The sequence below is a fragment of the Chroococcus sp. FPU101 genome (genome assembly GCF_017312365.1).
Taxonomy (GTDB): domain Bacteria; phylum Cyanobacteriota; class Cyanobacteriia; order Cyanobacteriales; family Microcystaceae; genus Chroococcus.
In genome coordinates, this window is sequence record NZ_BLJI01000024.1 from 31,053 (window position 1) to 48,971 (window position 17,919).

General features: G+C 39.5%; 17 protein-coding genes and 1 pseudogene. 9 read left to right on the plus strand and 9 right to left on the minus strand.

What is annotated here, in order from left to right; translation table 11 throughout:
- The first annotated feature begins 176 nt into the window (after positions 1-176).
- Positions 177-4,165, plus strand: a pseudogene (locus tag CFPU101_RS17780) (magnesium chelatase subunit H).
- A 116-nt stretch (positions 4,166-4,281) separates the two neighbouring features.
- Positions 4,282-4,716 carry a DUF29 domain-containing protein gene (locus CFPU101_RS17785; RefSeq protein ID WP_206816676.1) on the plus strand — a complete coding sequence of 145 codons (435 nt, stop codon included), beginning with the start codon at positions 4,282-4,284 and terminating at the stop codon, positions 4,714-4,716.
- Between the two features lie 12 nt (positions 4,717-4,728).
- Here CFPU101_RS17785 and CFPU101_RS17790 read toward each other — a convergent pair whose 3' ends face one another.
- From CFPU101_RS17790 to CFPU101_RS17800, 3 genes are all read right to left on the minus strand, one after another.
- The gene (locus CFPU101_RS17790; RefSeq protein ID WP_206816677.1) at positions 4,729-5,508 is read right to left on the minus strand and encodes a photosystem II S4 domain protein; all 780 of its coding nucleotides are present in this window, start codon (positions 5,506-5,508) and stop codon (positions 4,729-4,731) included.
- Between the two features lie 57 nt (positions 5,509-5,565).
- Positions 5,566-6,072, minus strand: a complete 507-nt coding sequence (locus tag CFPU101_RS17795; RefSeq protein ID WP_206816678.1) for a hypothetical protein — start codon at positions 6,070-6,072, stop codon at positions 5,566-5,568.
- A gap of 99 nt (positions 6,073-6,171) precedes the next feature.
- Positions 6,172-7,740 (minus strand): photosystem II high light acclimation radical SAM protein, encoded by a 1,569-nt coding sequence (locus CFPU101_RS17800; RefSeq protein WP_206816679.1) that lies wholly within the window; start codon positions 7,738-7,740, stop codon positions 6,172-6,174.
- A gap of 470 nt (positions 7,741-8,210) precedes the next feature.
- Here CFPU101_RS17800 and CFPU101_RS17805 point away from each other — a divergent pair, with 470 nt between their 5' ends.
- Positions 8,211-8,606, plus strand: a complete 396-nt coding sequence (locus CFPU101_RS17805) for a DUF1830 domain-containing protein (protein ID WP_206816680.1) — start codon at positions 8,211-8,213, stop codon at positions 8,604-8,606.
- 58 nt (positions 8,607-8,664) lie between these two features.
- Here CFPU101_RS17805 and CFPU101_RS17810 read toward each other — a convergent pair whose 3' ends face one another.
- Positions 8,665-8,868, minus strand: a complete 204-nt coding sequence (locus CFPU101_RS17810; protein WP_206816681.1) for a hypothetical protein — start codon at positions 8,866-8,868, stop codon at positions 8,665-8,667.
- Positions 8,861-9,754, minus strand: coding sequence for a glycine--tRNA ligase subunit alpha (gene glyQ, locus CFPU101_RS17815; protein ID WP_206816682.1), 894 nt, complete (start codon positions 9,752-9,754; stop codon positions 8,861-8,863). Before glyQ ends, CFPU101_RS17810 begins: the two co-directional genes overlap by 8 nt.
- Before the next feature lie 185 nt (positions 9,755-9,939).
- Between glyQ and CFPU101_RS17820 the strand changes: the two genes are divergently transcribed.
- Both CFPU101_RS17820 and CFPU101_RS17825 read left to right on the plus strand, forming a co-directional pair.
- Positions 9,940-10,563 (plus strand): FMN-dependent NADH-azoreductase, encoded by a 624-nt coding sequence (locus CFPU101_RS17820; RefSeq protein WP_206816683.1) that lies wholly within the window; start codon positions 9,940-9,942, stop codon positions 10,561-10,563.
- 3 nt (positions 10,564-10,566) lie between these two features.
- The gene (locus CFPU101_RS17825; protein WP_206816684.1) at positions 10,567-11,436 is read left to right on the plus strand and encodes an RNA polymerase sigma-70 factor; all 870 of its coding nucleotides are present in this window, start codon (positions 10,567-10,569) and stop codon (positions 11,434-11,436) included.
- A gap of 104 nt (positions 11,437-11,540) precedes the next feature.
- Here the strand turns inward: CFPU101_RS17825 and CFPU101_RS17830 are convergent, their stop codons facing one another.
- The 3 genes from CFPU101_RS17830 to crtO form a co-directional block, all read right to left on the minus strand.
- The gene (locus CFPU101_RS17830; protein ID WP_206816685.1) at positions 11,541-11,678 is read right to left on the minus strand and encodes a high light inducible protein; all 138 of its coding nucleotides are present in this window, start codon (positions 11,676-11,678) and stop codon (positions 11,541-11,543) included.
- Positions 11,679-11,728: 50 nt separating this feature from the next.
- Complete coding sequence (locus CFPU101_RS17835) at positions 11,729-11,866, minus strand: high light inducible protein (RefSeq protein WP_206816686.1); 138 nt, start codon at positions 11,864-11,866, stop codon at positions 11,729-11,731.
- A 355-nt stretch (positions 11,867-12,221) separates the two neighbouring features.
- Positions 12,222-13,877: a beta-carotene ketolase CrtO gene (crtO, locus tag CFPU101_RS17840; protein ID WP_206816687.1), complete on the minus strand. Its 1,656-nt coding sequence runs from the start codon at positions 13,875-13,877 to the stop codon at positions 12,222-12,224.
- 112 nt (positions 13,878-13,989) lie between these two features.
- On the opposite strand from crtO, the gene CFPU101_RS17845 reads away from it, so the two are divergent.
- Complete coding sequence (locus CFPU101_RS17845) at positions 13,990-14,331, plus strand: STAS domain-containing protein (protein WP_206816688.1); 342 nt, start codon at positions 13,990-13,992, stop codon at positions 14,329-14,331.
- Here the strand turns inward: CFPU101_RS17845 and CFPU101_RS17850 are convergent.
- Entirely contained in the window at positions 14,318-15,454 is a 1,137-nt protein-coding gene (locus CFPU101_RS17850) for a PP2C family protein-serine/threonine phosphatase (RefSeq protein WP_206816689.1), read from the minus strand. The genes CFPU101_RS17845 and CFPU101_RS17850 overlap by 14 nt on opposite strands.
- Positions 15,455-15,673: 219 nt before the next feature.
- On the opposite strand from CFPU101_RS17850, the gene CFPU101_RS17855 reads away from it, so the two are divergent.
- From CFPU101_RS17855 to CFPU101_RS17865, 3 genes are all read left to right on the plus strand, one after another.
- A complete protein-coding gene (locus CFPU101_RS17855; RefSeq protein WP_206816706.1) occupies positions 15,674-16,114 on the plus strand; it encodes an anti-sigma regulatory factor in 441 nt (146 codons plus the stop codon).
- A complete protein-coding gene (locus CFPU101_RS17860) occupies positions 16,107-16,955 on the plus strand; it encodes a sulfurtransferase (protein ID WP_206816690.1) in 849 nt (282 codons plus the stop codon). The genes CFPU101_RS17855 and CFPU101_RS17860 overlap by 8 nt, the downstream gene beginning before the upstream one ends.
- 349 nt (positions 16,956-17,304) lie before the next feature.
- Positions 17,305-17,847: an NYN domain-containing protein gene (locus tag CFPU101_RS17865; RefSeq protein WP_206816691.1), complete on the plus strand. Its 543-nt coding sequence runs from the start codon at positions 17,305-17,307 to the stop codon at positions 17,845-17,847.
- Positions 17,848-17,919 lie beyond the last annotated feature (72 nt).

Here is a 17,919-nt window from a genome sequence, read left to right on the forward strand (position 1 = left end):
TCATCAATACAGCAAATATTTGTTACAAAATATTTCACATTGTTTATCAAATTGTGTCGAATCCGCGAGTAAACGCTCAGTTGATACACCTTTTCTGATACAAACACAGAAGAATCCTTTTTAGCAGTGATCACCCAATCAGCCGATTCAGCAAACGTTTAGGAGAACCAGCATATATGTTCACTCACGTCAAGTCCACCATCCGCCACATTGCCCCCGACTCATTAAATGGCCGATCTCTTGTTAAGGTGGTCTATGTCGTGCTAGAACCTCAGTATCAGAGTGCGCTATCTACTGCCGTTAAAGCTATCAATGCCAACAATCCTAATTTAGCCATTGAAATAAGCGGCTATCTCATTGAAGAATTGCGCGACCCTGAGAACTTCGCAGATTTTAAAGAAGATGTTGCCAAAGCTAATATTTTTATTGCCTCACTTATTTTTATCGAAGACTTAGCCGATAAATTAGTCGCTGCTGTACAACCCCATCGAGATCACTTAGATGCCGTCGTCGTCTTCCCTTCGATGCCTCAAGTGATGCGCCTTAATAAACTTGGTAGCTTTTCGATGGCCCAACTGGGACAGTCGAAAAGTGCGATCGCTCAGTTTATGAAAAAGCGCAAAGAAAACTCAGGTTCAGGGTTCCAAGACGCGATGTTAAAACTATTGCGTACCCTTCCCCAAGTTTTAAAATACCTTCCCATTGAAAAAGCTCAAGATGCGCGAAACTTCATGCTGAGTTTTCAATATTGGTTAGGCGGTTCTTCCGATAACCTCGAAAACTTCCTGCTGATGTTAGCCGATAAATATGTCTTTTCCGATAAAGATCAAAACGTTAGTTACAAAGAACCCATCGTTTATCCAGATATGGGTATTTGGCATCCTTTGTCAATGAAAATGTTTGAGGATGTCAAAGAATATTTGGCCTGGTATAACACCCGTACCGATATTCCAGATGATCTTAAAGATCCCCTTGCGCCTTGTATTGGCATTATCCTACAACGAACTCACCTCGTGACAGGCGATGATGCACATTATGTAGCGATCGTACAGGAATTCGAGGCAATGGGGGCGCGGGTACTTCCCGTTTTTGCAGGTGGGTTAGACTTCTCCAAACCTGTTGATGCTTATTTCCTAGATCGCAGTGTTAAAGGAGTTGAAGCAGTTCCTATTGTTGACGCGGCTGTATCTCTAACAGGTTTCGCCCTCGTCGGTGGCCCTGCTCGTCAAGACCATCCCAAAGCGATAGAATCATTAAAACGCCTCAACCGTCCCTATATGTGTGCCTTACCGCTTGTTTTCCAAACGACACAAGAATGGGAAGAAAGCGAACTCGGTTTACACCCGATTCAAGTCGCTTTACAAATTGCGATTCCTGAACTTGATGGCGCAATTGAGCCTATTATCTTATCAGGGCGTGACGGTGTAACCGGAAAAGCGATCGCCCTACAAGACCGCATCGAAGCCATTACCCAACGCGCCTTAAAATGGGCAAATCTCCGCAAAAAACCGAAATTACAGAAGAAAGTCGCCATTACTGTTTTCAGTTTTCCCCCCGATAAAGGAAATGTCGGAACTGCTGCTTATCTAGATGTTTTCGGCTCGATCACGAAGTGATGAGAACATTACAAAACAATGGTTATGATGTTCAAGAATTACCCGACTCGCCAAAAGCCTTAATGGAAGCAGTGATCCATGATGCCCAAGCACAGTATCATAGTCCAGAACTAAACATCGCTTATCGGATGTCCGTCGAACAATATGAACGTTTAACCCCATATTCAGAACGTTTAGAGGAAAATTGGGGTAAACCACCAGGACATTTAAACAGTGATGGACAAAATTTATTGATCTACGGTAAACAGTTTGGTAACGTCTTCATCGGTGTACAACCCACCTTTGGTTATGAAGGTGATCCCATGCGGTTACTCTTCTCGCGTTCAGCAAGTCCCCATCATGGTTTTGCTGCTTACTATACCTATCTCAACCAAATTTGGCACGCCGATGCTGTACTACACTTTGGTACACATGGCTCCTTAGAATTTATGCCAGGTAAACAGATGGGAATGTCGGGCGAATGTTACCCCGATAACCTCATTGGTAATATTCCGAACTTATATTATTACGCAGCCAATAATCCATCCGAAGCAACGATCGCCAAACGCCGTAGTTATGCCGCAACCATTTCTTATCTGACACCTCCTGCGGAAAATGCAGGGTTATACAAAGGGTTACAGGAATTAAGTGAATTAATAGGTTCCTATCAAACTCTCAAAGATAGCGGGCGCGGTATCCAAATTGTTGATACGATTATGGATAAATGTCGCCTCGTCAATTTAGATAAAGATATTGAACTCCCTGAAACCAATTCCGCATCTTCCCTAAGTGCCGATGAACGGGATCATATCGTAGGTTTAGTGTATCGGAAACTGATGGAAATTGAGTCGCGTTTACTTCCCTGTGGACTCCATGTGATCGGAAAACCTCCTACAGCAGAAGAAGCGATCGCAACCTTAGTTAATATCGCCAGTCTAGATCGAGAAGAAGAAGAAATTGTCTCTTTACCTCGGATCATTGCTAATAGTATTGGACGAGATATCGATCAAATTTATCAAAATAGCGATCGGGGTATTTTAGAAGACGTTGAACTCCTACAAAATATTACTCTAGCAACTCGTGCGGCCGTATCAGCCTTAGTCAAAGCGCAAATAGACGCAGATGGTAGAGTTTCGATGATCTCCAAACTCAACTTCTTCAATATCGGTAAAAAAGCACCTTGGCTCGAAGCCTTACACCAACTCGGTTACAATAAAGTCGATCAAGATGCCTTAAAACCCCTTTTTGAATACCTCGAATTCTGTTTAGAACAAGTTTGTGCCGATAATGAATTAGGCGGTTTACTCAAAGCATTAGAAGGTGAATACGTGTTACCTGGGCCTGGAGGTGATCCCATTCGGAACCCTGGAGTACTGCCAACAGGTAAAAACATCCACGCTTTAGATCCGCAGTCGATCCCAACGATGGCCGCCGTAAAATCAGCTAAAATCGTCGTAGATCGCCTGTTAGATCGCCAAAAATTCGATAATGGGGGACAGTATCCCGAAACGATCGCCTGTGTCCTCTGGGGAACGGATAATATTAAAACCTATGGAGAATCACTCGCACAGATCATGTGGATGGTGGGTGCAAAACCTGTACCCGATGCGTTAGGACGAGTTAATAAATTAGAACTCATTTCCCTAGAAGAATTAGGAAGACCTCGTATTGACGTTGTAGTAAATTGTTCGGGTGTATTCCGTGATCTATTTATCAACCAAATGAACCTATTAGATCAAGCGGTGAAAATGGCAGCCGAAGCAAACGAACCCATCGAAATGAATTTTGTTCGCAAACACGCCTTAGAACAAGCGCAAGAAATGGGTTTAAGTGTTCGTCAAGCAGCTACCCGTGTCTTTTCTAATGCTTCAGGTTCCTATTCTTCTAACATCAACCTCGCTGTCGAAAATAGCAGTTGGGAAGAAGAAAAAGAATTACAGGATATGTACCTCAACCGTAAAGGGTTCGCTTTCGACTCCGATAACCCTGGGGTGATGAAAGACAACCGTAGAATCTTTGAAGCGTCTCTAAAAACGGCTGATGTTACCTTCCAAAATCTTGATTCTTCTGAAATTAGTTTAACCGACGTTTCCCACTATTTCGACTCAGATCCAACCAAAGTCGTCGCTAGTCTACGGGATGATGGTAAAAAACCCACTGCCTTTATAGCAGATACCACCACCGCTAACGCACAAGTCAGAACCCTCTCAGAAACCGTTCGTCTCGATGCACGTACCAAACTACTAAACCCCAAATGGTATGAAGGGATGTTGAGTCATGGTTACGAAGGAGTCAGAGAACTATCGAAGCGTCTAGTTAATACGATGGGATGGAGTGCCACCGCCGATGCAGTCGATAATTGGGTGTATGAGGACGTAAACACGACCTTTATTCAAGATGAGGAAATGTGTAAACGTCTGATGAATATGAACCCCAACTCATTCCGCAAAATGGTCGGTACTCTCCTAGAAGTCAATGGACGCGGTTACTGGGAAACCTCCGAAGAAAACCTCGAACGCTTACAAGAGTTGTATCAAGAGGTTGAAGACCGCATTGAAGGAATTGAGTAGAATAAAAATATAAATCTTAGGAGACTGGTTTAATCACCAGTCTCTTAAGGTTTAAGTAGGAAAAATAAATTAAAATCCATGTAAGTAAATGTAATTGTCAAAAGTTGAAGCTTAAAATGTACGATACTGACTATTACCAATGGACACAGCAACAAGCTGATGCTATGAGGCGTAGAGAATTACAACTGATCGACTGGCAGAATTTAATTGAGGAGATCGAGGGTTTGGGTAAGAGCGAAAAGCGAAAACTAGAAAGTTATTTAGCTCGTCTCCTTGATCATTTATTAAAACTATCTTTTTGGGAATCAGAAAAACTTTACAATAAAAGCCATTGGGAAACTGAGGTAGCAAACTTTCGTTTTGAGATTGAAAAGGTTTTGAAAGAAAATCCATCTCTAGGTAATCTAGTTGAGCCAATTTGGGATGAAATTTATGACAAACGGGTTAAAGTTATGTCTAGAAGCTTTGCTATCCCAAATCATCCAAAAATTCCCATCACAACCGCTTTGGATGATGATTGGTTTCCCAGTCCTAACCTAGAGCTACAATAAAATCTATATAAATTAAACATATCTCGTCAATTGCACCCGATAACGCTGCTTTTTGGTTACTTCTACTTCGCCAATTTCTAATCTTCCTTTGCCGCGCATCGAAATCAGATCACCCGACTGGATATTATGACTCGGTTGGCTAATTTCCTTCCAATTGACTCGAATATCACCCGCAGAAATCGCCTCAGACATTTTACTACGAGACATCCCAAAACCCGCAGATGCGATCGCATCTAACCTCAAAGACGCTTCTACCGTTGTCAGTTCTTTTTTCTGGGGTGGACGTACTCTTAATTCACTCAATTCGATGGGTTGCGCTTTGACGGGAACCGAACGAACTTGAGTTAAAGAAAGTGTGAAAAAATCGACTAATTCTGGAACGACAATAATTTGTGCGCCCCGTTCTCCTAAAACTAGAATATCACCGACTTTTTCGCGGACAATTCCAGTACCTAAAATCGCCCCTAAAAAATCTCGATGGGTAGCAGGATCAAACAGAAAATTACCTGCGACATCTAAAGCAGTGACTTGAACCTGTTCTGGATCAAGCGGAACTTCTTCTCGAGCAATACCTAATCTTTGTCGTTCAGCTTGTGGATATCCTCCCCATGAAACGATCTGAACTTCGGTTAAACGGCTAAAAATTCTTTGAACTTCAGCAAGTACAGGAGGTGAAAAGAAATCCGTTAAAACAACTTCCCAAGTTCTGATCGCTTGATCCGCTAGATCGATGATTCTGGCGATTTCCTCTTTGTTTTCAACACCCTTTAATAATTCTTCTCTCGGTAACATCTTTTCAGTAATCAGTAATCAGTAATGAGTGGGCTTTGAATAGTACAATTATGCTAACTAATCAAATACATAGCCTTGTAAACTTTCGGGATTAAATTTGCGTAAAATATTTGTTGCTTGAGGATTCTGGGAATCTTCACCCTGCACAATTACAATATATTTCCCTTCATTGAGACGATTTCGATAGGGTAGCGCGTCACCACTACCATAGGCAAACCCGACACCTCCACCGACAAAAACACTACCCATAGCGGCGGCGATCGCACCTGCAACTCCTCCTAAAATATGGTTTCCTGGTTCACCCGCCCAATCAAAAGTATGTAGATTGGTAATTAAGTTAAATAAATATCCTGCCGCAAAACCAAAGGGAATTAGCCAATATGCCATTTGAGTAGCTTGTTTTTTGGCTTGTTTATTGGGGTCGATAAAACCGAATTCGTCAGCCGTTTTATAACCTTTTCCCAGAATCGCTAAATTTTGGGTCGGAATGCCCGATTTTTCTAACGCAGTATAAGCCTCTTCAGCTTGCATCCGATCATCGACAACAGCAATTAAATAACTCATATGTTTAAATCAAATTCACTGATCACAGCCCTATTGTAAATTGAGTTGATCTTTGTCAACATCATCTTGAAGGATAGTATTAGAAATCAAAATCATCACCTAAGCAGGGATCAATTCTTTGCGATTTGGTTCTACTGGTGCGGTTAAAGCTTCTTCTAAATCGGCTTTACCTAGTCTTTCTTCAAGAATTTTCAGCACTTCTCGACCAAAATCATTGGGATTTTGTCGCCAAGCTTCTAGACAAACTTCACCAAAAAATGAGCCTAAAGGTTCAGGGTTCCATAAGAGTTTTTTGGCAGTCCAAGGCATTAAACTCATGGGATCATAGCCTGGTTTTAGAATTTCTTTTTTGAAGGCATATTCTTCTAAATGAGTATGGGGTTGTAACCCGATAAAAAAGATGGCGGGTTCGACTTTATCGACACCAAAGATCTTTTCTAATTCTCGATGATAGGCGATCGTTTGACGAATGGTATCAAAGGTTTCATCAATGACATTAAAAGAATAGTTCACTGATACTAAATCATTAAAACCAGCCGCTTTTAAATCTCGACAGTTTTGTAGGACGGTTCTGAGATTGTAACCCATTCTCATTTTACGGACTAATTCCTGAGATCCACTGGTAATACCAATTTCAAAATAGTTCATTCCCGTTTTTACCATCAGATCACACAATTGAGGGTTTAGATTATCAGCACGTATATAAGCTGCCCAGTGAATATCCGTCATTCCAGAATCAACAATTTTTTGTAACAATTCAATTGCATCATTAATAAATTTTCTGGCTGGAATAAACTGAGCATCAGTAAACCAAAAATTCCGAATCCCGCGATCATAAAGTTGTCTCATTTCTTTAACCACTTCGTCAGCTGGATTAATCCGAACTTGTTTCCCTTCTACAACTGTATAAACACAATAACAACAGTTATGAGGACAACCCCGCTTTGTTTGTACACCGATGTAAAAATCACTATCTTGTAAATAGTAGTCTAAATCGGGCCAAATACGGTGAATATAATCATAGTTACAAGCACTTTTTTCTAAAGGTGTTGGCTCTTCATGAATCAAATTTTTTCGCGGTTCTTTCTCGCCTACGACATAACAGCGTTCACTCGAAAAGTCATCACCCCGAAGATACTTTTCTAAAAGCGTTTCACCTTCTCCCACAGAAACAATTGTCCCTTGCGGTAATTGTTTTTTTAGCTGCTCATAAAAAACACTCACTGCACCACCACCAACAATACACCGTGCATCTGGATGATATTTTCTAGCTCGTTTTAAGCCCTGTTGAATTAATCCTTTATTGCGCCATAATTCCCCATAATAAGCAGTGGTCACTTTTAAACCTCCTAAAGCTCCTCTAAATCTAATCAAAGGATTTTTAGCGTAATAAAATTCAAAGGCATTTTGTAAAGGATTTCCTCCGCGACCACCTACTGGAGCATAAATTTGTATATCTCGCCAAGAAAACACTAAAAGAGTAGGCTGGAATTCATCAATACACTGATTTAAAGCTTTGCCAAAGTCTAGTGGTGGAATCGTTCCTAAATCAAAAATTCTTTGTTCTATTTCTGGGAAAAGCTTATGGACATGATCCGATAAATAAACGACTCCAATGGGAAAAATCGGGTTACAAGGGAGACGAACGTACAAAATTTTCTGATTCATATTTTATTGAATAATTTAATTAAATTAATACTTTGTTATTAATAATACTTATCTAATTTGGAAAATTTGATTAACTTAACCCCCAACAAAGATGAGAGTAGATCACCTAATATTTAATATAACTTAACTTAAGTGATAATGTCCTGACGAATCGGGTCAATCAGACTTGACTTTATAGTGAGATCGGATTACCCTATTGCTTATTGTGCATTTTCTCCTTGACAAAATCAGAAAAACAAACTAGCAAAAATTAGTGAGTTTAACAATCGTGTCCTAGCTTATTAGAGTCAGAAAAAGTAAATAGTCTAATAAATTGCCCTGTTATCGTTAAATCTGAAGCGATAATAAGTTTTTAGTTGTGTGAATTCAGACATTTTAGGGATTGTAGTTATCTTTACAGCCAATGGGGATCACACAGTGTTAGGGTAAAAGGGTCAATACAAACTCTATATAAGATTCTTTTTAAGTATATGGCTCAGATTCTCGATCCACTGCCAAATGATCAAAAAAAGAGTATTCTTTGCTGCTATGTAAATGCAACCAGTCAGATTCAAGTCGTACGCATTAGTAATATGGCTAACTGGTATTTTGAAAGAGTGGTATTTCCAGGTCAACGATTAGTCTTTGAATCTTTACCAGAATCTTTGTTAGAGATTCATACGGGAATGATGGCAAGTTGTATTTTATCAGATACAATTCCCTGCGAACGTCTTTCAATTGATGATGAATTGGAGGATGAACCCGTCTCACCCAGTGAACAATCTAAGGCTCATGATGGTAAATCCGAACCAAAAAGCTCCAGTGCTCAAACCGCAGGAAGTACTGTTAACCACCATTTTAAGGCTGTTTTGGCTTCTGCCACTTAACACAAAAAACGTTAACATTAATCGGGTTGTCTGTTTAAACATCCCGATTCGTGTTAATTCAATCATCAGGAAATTGCCAACACGCGATCGATTCCACTCGATGTCCTCCACATTTTGGACAAGATATATCTTGATTTGAACTCACCCACTCAGCATTACAAGTTCGACAGTGGCAAAAGATATTATGCTGGTTAATTCTTGTAATTTCTATTTGCCAAATGGCTAATTCATTGGGTGTAAGATATTGAGGATCATCAGACATGATTCGATACGGCTACAGGTTGTAGAGGAAAGTTTAAAGATTCTCTTTGTTGTAAATATAAACCAGCCACCTCTCTAGCTAAGTTTCTAATCCGACCAATATAACGAGTTCTTTCGGCTACAGCAATGACCCCTCGCGCATCCAATAAATTGAAGGTATGAGAACACTTTAGAACATAATCTAAACTCGGAACAACCAGCCCCCTTTCAATGAGTTGTTTTGCCTCTTGTTCATAAAGACTAAATAAATTCAATAATAAATCGGGGCTAGAGGCTTCAAAATTGTAGGTACATTGTTCAATTTCATTTTGCAGAAAGATTTCGCCATAATTTACCCGTTCATTCCATTGTATTTGTGTGATTGAATTGACATTTTGCAGATACATGGCGAGACGTTCTAAACCATAGGTGATTTCAATAGAAACGGGACGACAATCTATACCCCCACATTGCTGAAAGTAGGTAAATTGGGTGATTTCCATGCCATCTAACCAGACTTCCCAACCAACACCCCACGCCCCTAATGTCGGTGATTCCCAGTTATCCTCAACAAAACGAATATCATGATCTTCGGGATTAATTCCTAATGTTCTTAAAGAATCAAGATAAATTTCTTGAATATTGTTAGGTGAGGGTTTGATTAATACTTGATACTGATAGTAGTGTTGAAAACGATTCGGATTTTCTCCATAACGCCCATCAGTTGGACGGCGACAGGGTTCTACATATGCCACTGACCAAGGTTCGGGGCCGATCGCACGTAAAAAAGTATGCGGTGACATGGTTCCAGCCCCTTTTTCCGTATCGTAGGGTTGAGCAATTAAACACCCCTGCTGTGACCAAAATTCGTTTAATTTAGCAATAATTGACTGAAATGTAATCGTCACGTTTGACCTCTTTAACATAAAATCTCCTAATCTATTATCGCAGAGTGTCAAAAATTAAAAGGCGCGTATCAGTAGTAACTACTCAAAAAATTCTTAGTTGAGCCACAGATTATAAAATTAAGCCTGTCACAAGCAGATGTGTTACTTCGTCTTATAAATAGAGGTTTTATAATGAATGATTAATAATGAAACTGCTTGAAATTCAATCGAGTGTTCGTCAAGAGGGTTCGATTTCGCGCTCCTTGAGTAATGAGTTTGTCCAAGCTTGGCAAACGCTACATTCTGAGACTCAACATCAAAAGCGTGATGTTGGACTTAATCCACCTGCTCATCCAACCGAACTTTGGACAAAGGCTAATTATATTTTGCCAGAGGAGCGCTCGTCAGAAATGACAAACGTATTGAGCGAATCAGAAAATTTGATAGAAGAGTTACTTTGGGCAGATCGCCTCTTATTAGGTGTGCCAATGTATAACTTTAGTGTTCCATCTACTTTTAAAGCTTATCTAGATAATGTTGTCCGAATCAATCGTACTTTTTCTTTTGATCCTACAACCTATTGTTTTCAAGGACTCACAACAGGTAAAAAAGCTCTTATTATTACACCAAGTGCAGGAAACTTTGTTGTAGGAACGCCCCTTGGTAGTCTAAATTTTTGCGACACTTATTTACGTTCCGTTCTAGGGTTTATTGGGATTGAGGATGTTATTGTTGTGCCTGTACCAGAGCAATTTATGTCAAACAAAATTCGACAACGAGAAATCGCAACTGCACGAGCCAAGCTGATGAAGTTAGTAACAGAGTGGTAGCATATGGAGCGACTAGAAATTTTTAATCAGTATCGTTCCTTATTATTTGCGATCGCCTATCGAATGCTGGGTAGTGTTACTGATGCAGACGACATGATTCAAGAAGCTTGGCTACGTTGGCAATTAACACAAGTGAGCGTGCAATCTCCAAAAGCCTTTTTATCCTGCCTTATTACTCGTTTGTGCATTGATCAGCTTCGTTCAGCGCGGAGCCAACGAGAAAAATATGTCGGAATTTGGCTCCCAGAACCTTTAATCGCGATTAATGACATCGAAGATAACGCTGAATTAACTGAGTCATTATCATTTGCTTTTCTAACACTGATTGAGTGTTTATCGCCAACCGAACGAGCTATTTTTTTATTACGCGAAGTGTTTGACTATGAGTACTCAGAAATTGCTCAAACTGTCGGAAAAAGTATTTCAAATTGTCGTCAAATTGTTCATCGTGCGCGTCAACATCTCGTTTTGCGTAGACCCAGTAGTCGCTTATCTATTCAACAACAAGAGGAAATGATTGAACAGTTTTTAATCAGTTGGAATCAAGGTGATTTACATAACTTGATTGCCTTAATGGCAGAAGATCTCACCTTCTGGTCAGATGGTGGAGGTCGAGTCACGGCGGCACAGCGACCTTTGCAGGGTTGTCAAAAAGTAGCCCGCTTTTTAGTTGCGCTTCGTCGGAGTCGGTTGATTCCAACATTTAATCCTCAAATCATCACAATTAATCATCAGCCTGGAATTTTAAACACGTTTCAGGGAAATCCCCAAAGCACTTTTAGTTTTGAATTTTCAGCTTCAAGGATCAAATCGATCTTCGCAGTTGTTAATCCAGAAAAGCTGAGAGCCGTGAAGCGATCAGTCGTCGTATAATTCGATAGCTTCTCAATATTAAAAGGATGCAATCATTTAGATCACATCCTTGATTAAACAAGTCGGACGGTATTAGAGAATCAATAAAATCACATTCAAAAACCTTACATTAAGCCAATTTGGGCGAGGATACCTTTACCTGTCATTAACTCTGTCAGAATGCCGATCGTAAAACCGAGCATTGCTAGACGACCATTCCAGTTTTCAGCAAATGCAGTAAAGCCAAATTTTCCTTTTTCCATGATCGTAACTCCAGTTAAGTTTTTATGATGAAATGTCTTAAATAAAGTAATTACATTAAACCGAGTTGAGAAAGAATACCTTTACCAGTTAATAACTCGGTAGCAACACCAATTACAAAACCGAGCATCGCTAAACGACCATTCCAGTTTTCAGCAAATGCGGTGAAGCCAAATTTTCCTTTTTCCATGATCGTAACTCCAGTTAATTAAAGTAGCAGTAAAGTCAAGCTCTTGTTATTAAATGTAACGTAGTTTTTCAAAGATTGCAACATTTCTTTACTTTACGACTCAAAAATTTTTAAAAATGTTCATAAGCCCTGCTTATACATCTTGAAACTTCTTTGTAACAAAAGATACAAACAACAAAATTAAACAGAAAGACTTGAGTAGTATTAAAGAAAGCAGCGAAAAAACAGGGGGATATATGACCACTGAACTCTATCAAGTCCTGATCGCTAATGGAATACTGACGCTAATGACCATTATTCTTACGCCGATTCTGTTATGGGCGATTGGCTATAGCTGGCGTAATCAATGATCGCTCTAACTGAACAGAGCTTTGATTTTACCCGTTAAAGAGCGATGTTCAGCTAGAAAAACCTTAGCACAATTGCGTCCTGGCATTCCCGAGATAGAGCCACCTGGATGAGTACCTGCACCCGTTAGATACAAACCTTTAATCGGTGTTTTGTAGTTCGCAATTTCTGGTAAAGGACGCAAAAAGATCATTTGATCCAGCGTCATATCCAAATGATAATAATTCCCTTTGTATGAGCCAAGCCGTTCTCCCAATTCGGCTGGACTCTCGACGCGACGGGCGATGATCGACTGTTTGAGGTTCGGCGCATAGTCAGCTAACTTATCTATTACGCGATCGGCCACCTTATTTTTAAGTTCATCTGTCCAACCCGTACCATTTAAACCCGTTCCCTCGGCCCCTGCGATCTGATAGGGTGCAAAAAATTCGATCCACAAGGTATGTTTACCATCTGGTGCCATCGTCGGATCGAGCATCGTTGGTACATCTACATAAATCGATGGATCTTGATCGGGAATTTCCCCCATAATCGTTAAAGCATGAGCTTTTTCCACCTGTCGTACTGAATCGGCAATTAAAACTGTACCGATTAAATGTTCGTCTTTGTGACCCCACGCCTCAAAACGGGGAGCCTCTGAAAGAGCACAATCAATTTTAAGAATTGTTTCGTTATTATTGACTATTCTGCGATCTATGCGGTTGCGTAATTCTGGATCAGCTTGATCAATTGCCGCAGGTTCCACCAATTGTAAAAACAGCCGTCGTGCATCAATATTAGAAATAACCCCTTTAGTCGCTCGATATTCCGTTCCATTGCCCACCCTAACACCGACAGCGCGACCTTCATCAATTAAAACATCTTTAACCAATTGTTCCGTCAAAATGACCCCGCCTAATGACTGAACCAATTTCGCCAAAACCTGAGACAATGCACCCGTTCCGCCTTTTGGACGTGCCATGCCTGGAGAATGACGCATCGCCATCATCATCATGCCTGCGGTAATTCCCTTTTGCGAGGGAGGTGCGCCAATTTCAGCCGCCAAACGTGCTAGAGGTGCTTTAACCAGTTCTGTATCAAACCACTCATTTAAAATATCTTCTGGAGAACTGATCATCGTGCGGATAAAATCGAGGGCTTTTTTCTTTGATCCCGCCATTTTCCAGACAATTTTCAGGGTTTCTACATCATAGCTTTTAACAATTTCAAAAATCGCTTGGGGAGGTACATTAAACATCGGTGCGACTGAACGCATCAACTGATCCCAGTATTGGATAAATTCTGCGTATTTTTCGGCATCTCGTGGACTGTAACGAGCAATTTCAGAGCAAGTTTTTTCGAGTGAACGATGGGCTAAAAAATATTTGCCATCTGGATGAGGACAATAAACCGTCGGATCACAGAACAGATATTCTAAGCCATATTGCGTTAAATTCAGTTCTTCAATAATGGGGCCAAGGAAAATAAACTCATGATCGATCGCACAAAGGTTAAACTTAAAGCCTGGTGCTTCAGTGGGCATTGCTTCTTCTGTCGTCGCCGCACCACCAGGGACAGGACGTTTCTCTAGTAACAATACTTTATAGCCCGCTTTGAGTAAATAGGCGGCACACACTAACCCATTGTGTCCTGCCCCAATGATAATGACATCGTAAGCTTGCATGAGTTGATCCTGATAAACATCACTATTTATAATGAAAGCAAAATTTGGGGATGTTTAGACTAGCTATAATAAACAAATAAGTTGAGTCACCCACATTTAGGATCGTTAAAATATGACATCTACCGTCAAAGTCGTTCAACCATCAGGGATTTTAGATAGTACACAATCAGGTCAGTTTCGTCAAGAAATTATTGACTTAGTTCAAGCACAAACAGAAGTCATTATTATTGATTTTAAAGATGTTACCTTTATGGATAGTTCTGGACTTGGTGCATTAGTATTATCTTTAAAAGCGGTACGAGCGGCTGGTGGTCAGATGTTTATCTGTTCTATTAATGAACAAATTAAAATGCTGTTTGAATTGACCAGTATGGATCAAGTTTTTGAAATTTTTCCCAATCGTGAAGAATTAGAAAAAGAAAAATTAGGGCTAGATTTATCTAATAAAACTTAATTTGCATAATCGAAAGATCGTCATCTAAATGGCTACTTTGGTTTAAATAATGAACTCTTTGGATCAATTGTTCTAAACCATTGGATGAATTTTGATAATAAGTTTTAAGCAGCTTAATAAAATTGTCTAAACCCCAAATTTTGCCATTTATCTGCTCAATTTCATAAATCCCATCACTGAAAACGTAGAGACTTGAATCTGGATTAACCGAACAAGAATGCTCTACATATTCCGCCTCTTCAAACATTCCAATGGGAAATCCTGGGGTTTTAAGCCGTTGTTCGGTAATAACACCCGTCTGAGACGACAGTAAAATAGCTGGTGGATGCCCCGCACTAGAATAGGTTAACTGTGCATTTTTTCGGCTATATACACCATACCAAATGGTAAAGTATTTGTCATTGCGCGGAGTAATTTGAAAAACGCGATTCAGTCCCCCCAAAACTTCACTAGGACAAGAATAATTAACTTGATTTAAGCTTTGACTTCGCAATAAATTAATCACAGAAAGAGAGGGTAAAGCTGATCGTAAACCATGCCCAGAGACATCTAACAAATAGATCACAAAATGCTCTTGATCTAACCAATAATAATCGAAACCATCACCGCCAAGTTGTCGAGAGGGAAAAAAGCGAAAATCAATTTTTAAAGTCGGATCTTGAACTGGAACAGGCAAAATTGACCGTACATAGTCTGCTGCTTCTGCTAATTCGGCTTCTAGTAATTGTTTTTGATGCTGTAAATCATAACTGAGTTGATGTAGCCTAAGACCTGCGCGGACTCTAGCTTGTAATTCATTAATTTCGATCGGTTTACATAAAAAATCATCTGCCCCCGCATCAAGTCCCTTAACGCGATCGTCAACTGATCCTAAAGAAGTCACCAAAATCAAAAAAGTCGTTGAAAGTTCGGCGCGAGATTTAATGTGCCGACAGACATCTAAACCGTTCATTTTGGGCATCAGCCAATCACAAATAATTAAAGCTGGACATAACTGAACAGCCATTTTAAGCCCTTCTTCTCCGTCACTAGCTAAACTCACTTCATGACCACTGCGGGTTAAAGCGCGTTTTAGCAGCAATTGAATCGATGGATCATCATCTATAACCAGTATTTGAGCCATAGCATATTAGTCTATCGGATCATTGTTAGGAGTTGTCCTTTTTTTAAAATTTGATTTGAACAAAGATTGAGAACAAGATAGAATATTTGTGGATAGTCATAAGTCAAATGGCTTTTCTATATACGATTAGTATTTTTAATTTCATTAGGGAATCTAAATAAGGGTAGGGGTCATGAAACCATTACTATTTTCATGTTCGTGAAAAGAGGCTTGGCACAGTTGAAAGTTTTCTTTAAGGTGGAAAGCGACCTAAAAGCATTAGACCAAGTTTTGAGGTATTTTGACGAACTCAATCAACCTTGGATACCTAGACAAGATTGGTTACAGTGTCAATTGGCCCTTGCTGAGGGCTTTACAAATGCTGTACGCCATGCTCATAAAGAACTTCCTAAAGAGATCCCTATCGAAATTGAGCTTATCTTAAAACAAGATAGCCTAGAAATGAAGATTTGGGATTATGGTTTTCCTTTTGATCTTAATGCTTTCTTGCAAAATAAGCGCAAAAATGTTGATCAGTTTGCTGCTAATGGTCAAGGATTACCAATCTTACAAAAAATTGCGGCTCATCTAAGCTATCTCCGCACTGAAGATAACCGCAACTGTTTATTAATTGTGAAGCATTTTTCCAAGCTTAAACATTCAGAATTAATCAATGAATAATTTTAAGACGGTTGTTTCTAGCGCATGGTTAGTTCAACAACTCGATAACCCATCTGTGGTAATTGTTGACTGTCGTTTTCAATTGGCTAACCCAGATTGGGGCTATCAGCAATATCTGGCAAGTCATATCAAAGGGGCTTATTTTTTAGACTTAAATCAAGATTTATCATCCCCTATCGCTGAACATGGTGGACGACATCCCTTACCAAACCCTGATCAACTAGCTGAAAAATTAGGCTCAATGGGTATTCGTTCGGGACAGACTTGGGTTATTGCCTATGATGATGCTCGGATGGCTTTTGCTTCGCGTCTTTGGTGGCTATTGCGTTATTTAGGTCATGAACAAGTTTCTGTTCTCGATGGAGGTTGGTTATGTTGGAAAAATGCTGGTTATCCCATTAGCGATCTCGAAGAGATCCGCGAAGCGGTGCGCATCCCCCAAGCAACTCCGACTCAATTTATTCCTCAAATTCGTGAGGAAGGAATTGTCGATTATACAACGGTTAAAACCCTCTCAGACAATGATTCCGTTATTTTAGTCGATTCTAGAGAAGGCGATCGCTATCGTGGGGAACGAGAACCCATCGACCCCATTGCAGGTCACATCCCAGGGGCGGTTAATTCTTTTTGGGGAGAAGTAACGGATGAGGCGGGTTATCTGCGTCCCATTGAAGAACAACAGCGTCTCTGGGAGAAATATCAAACAGCAGAGGACATGATTCTGTATTGTGGTTCTGGTGTAACTGCCTGTGTTAATCTTCTTTCTTTGAACCTCACTGGACGACAAAATGTCAAATTATACCCTGGTGGTTGGAGTGATTGGTGTTCTTATGAGGCTTAATCAAGCTTAAAATAAAAAATTGACTCGTGGAATTTGGGTTATCCGATCCATTGCTAAAAGCGGCAGTTGATCGGATGACTTGACATAATTGTTATCTTTAGGGATAAATTTAATCAAGACTGCTCTAGAATTTCTTTCTAGGTCTAGCTGTCCTGTCTATTGTAAAATCCAATAAACTAACTATTATCTCGTCCTACTTCCTAATATAATTAAAACTTTTACGATTATAGTAAAAGCTAAATTACTTATTATCTAATAATTTTTTTTGGTCAGATTATGCTGTCTTTTTTAAGATAGTAAATCTGTCCTTATATCAGATTATTTATATTAAATTTTGCTTGTATATTTTATGACAAATTCTCATCAGTGTACCTGTATTTATCCTAGAAATAGACTATCAATTTTTGTAGATGGAAATAATATGTTTTATGCTCAACAAAAAAATGGATGGTTTTTTGATCCTAAACGAGTTTTAGAATATTTTACGAATGATCCTTATGTATCTTTAATTAATGCTTTTTGGTACACAGGTTTAAAAGATTCTCAAGATCAAAGAGGTTTTAGAGATGCTTTAATTAGCTTAGGCTATACCGTTAGAACAAAAATCCTTAAAGAATATTATGATGATAGCTCAGGTCGTTATTCCCAAAAAGCGAACTTAGATATAGAAATTGTCGTCGATATGTTTAATACAGTAGAACAGTATGACCGAGTAATTTTATTTAGCGGTGATGGAGATTTTGAAAGAGCGATCGAGCTTTTAAGATCAAAAAATACTCATATTACTGTGGTATCTACTGAAGGAATGATCGCAAGAGAATTGAGAAATGTGACGGATCGATACATTGATTTAAACGATATTCGCGGCACAATCGAAAAAGTAGATGGCTAATCTTTGATCAAAAAAATTCTGTAGTATAATTCATTCTATAGACTTAAATCAAAAAACTCCCAATCCAGTTAA

Excerpts from the sequence above, each read along its gene's own strand:
- CFPU101_RS17785 (WP_206816676.1), top strand. The coding sequence starts at position 4,282 with ATGTACGATACTGACTATTACCAATGGACACAGCAACAAGCTGATGCT.
- CFPU101_RS17790 (WP_206816677.1), bottom strand. The coding sequence starts at position 5,508 with ATGTTACCGAGAGAAGAATTATTAAAGGGTGTTGAAAACAAAGAGGAA.
- CFPU101_RS17795 (WP_206816678.1), bottom strand. The coding sequence starts at position 6,072 with ATGAGTTATTTAATTGCTGTTGTCGATGATCGGATGCAAGCTGAAGAG.
- CFPU101_RS17800 (WP_206816679.1), bottom strand. The coding sequence starts at position 7,740 with ATGAATCAGAAAATTTTGTACGTTCGTCTCCCTTGTAACCCGATTTTT.
- CFPU101_RS17805 (WP_206816680.1), top strand. The coding sequence starts at position 8,211 with ATGGCTCAGATTCTCGATCCACTGCCAAATGATCAAAAAAAGAGTATT.
- CFPU101_RS17810 (WP_206816681.1), bottom strand. The coding sequence starts at position 8,868 with ATGTCTGATGATCCTCAATATCTTACACCCAATGAATTAGCCATTTGG.
- CFPU101_RS17820 (WP_206816683.1), top strand. The coding sequence starts at position 9,940 with ATGAAACTGCTTGAAATTCAATCGAGTGTTCGTCAAGAGGGTTCGATT.
- CFPU101_RS17825 (WP_206816684.1), top strand. The coding sequence starts at position 10,567 with ATGGAGCGACTAGAAATTTTTAATCAGTATCGTTCCTTATTATTTGCG.
- CFPU101_RS17830 (WP_206816685.1), bottom strand. The coding sequence starts at position 11,678 with ATGGAAAAAGGAAAATTTGGCTTTACTGCATTTGCTGAAAACTGGAAT.
- CFPU101_RS17835 (WP_206816686.1), bottom strand. The coding sequence starts at position 11,866 with ATGGAAAAAGGAAAATTTGGCTTCACCGCATTTGCTGAAAACTGGAAT.
- crtO (WP_206816687.1), bottom strand. The coding sequence starts at position 13,877 with ATGCAAGCTTACGATGTCATTATCATTGGGGCAGGACACAATGGGTTA.
- CFPU101_RS17845 (WP_206816688.1), top strand. The coding sequence starts at position 13,990 with ATGACATCTACCGTCAAAGTCGTTCAACCATCAGGGATTTTAGATAGT.
- CFPU101_RS17850 (WP_206816689.1), bottom strand. The coding sequence starts at position 15,454 with ATGGCTCAAATACTGGTTATAGATGATGATCCATCGATTCAATTGCTG.
- CFPU101_RS17860 (WP_206816690.1), top strand. The coding sequence starts at position 16,107 with ATGAATAATTTTAAGACGGTTGTTTCTAGCGCATGGTTAGTTCAACAA.
- CFPU101_RS17865 (WP_206816691.1), top strand. The coding sequence starts at position 17,305 with ATGACAAATTCTCATCAGTGTACCTGTATTTATCCTAGAAATAGACTA.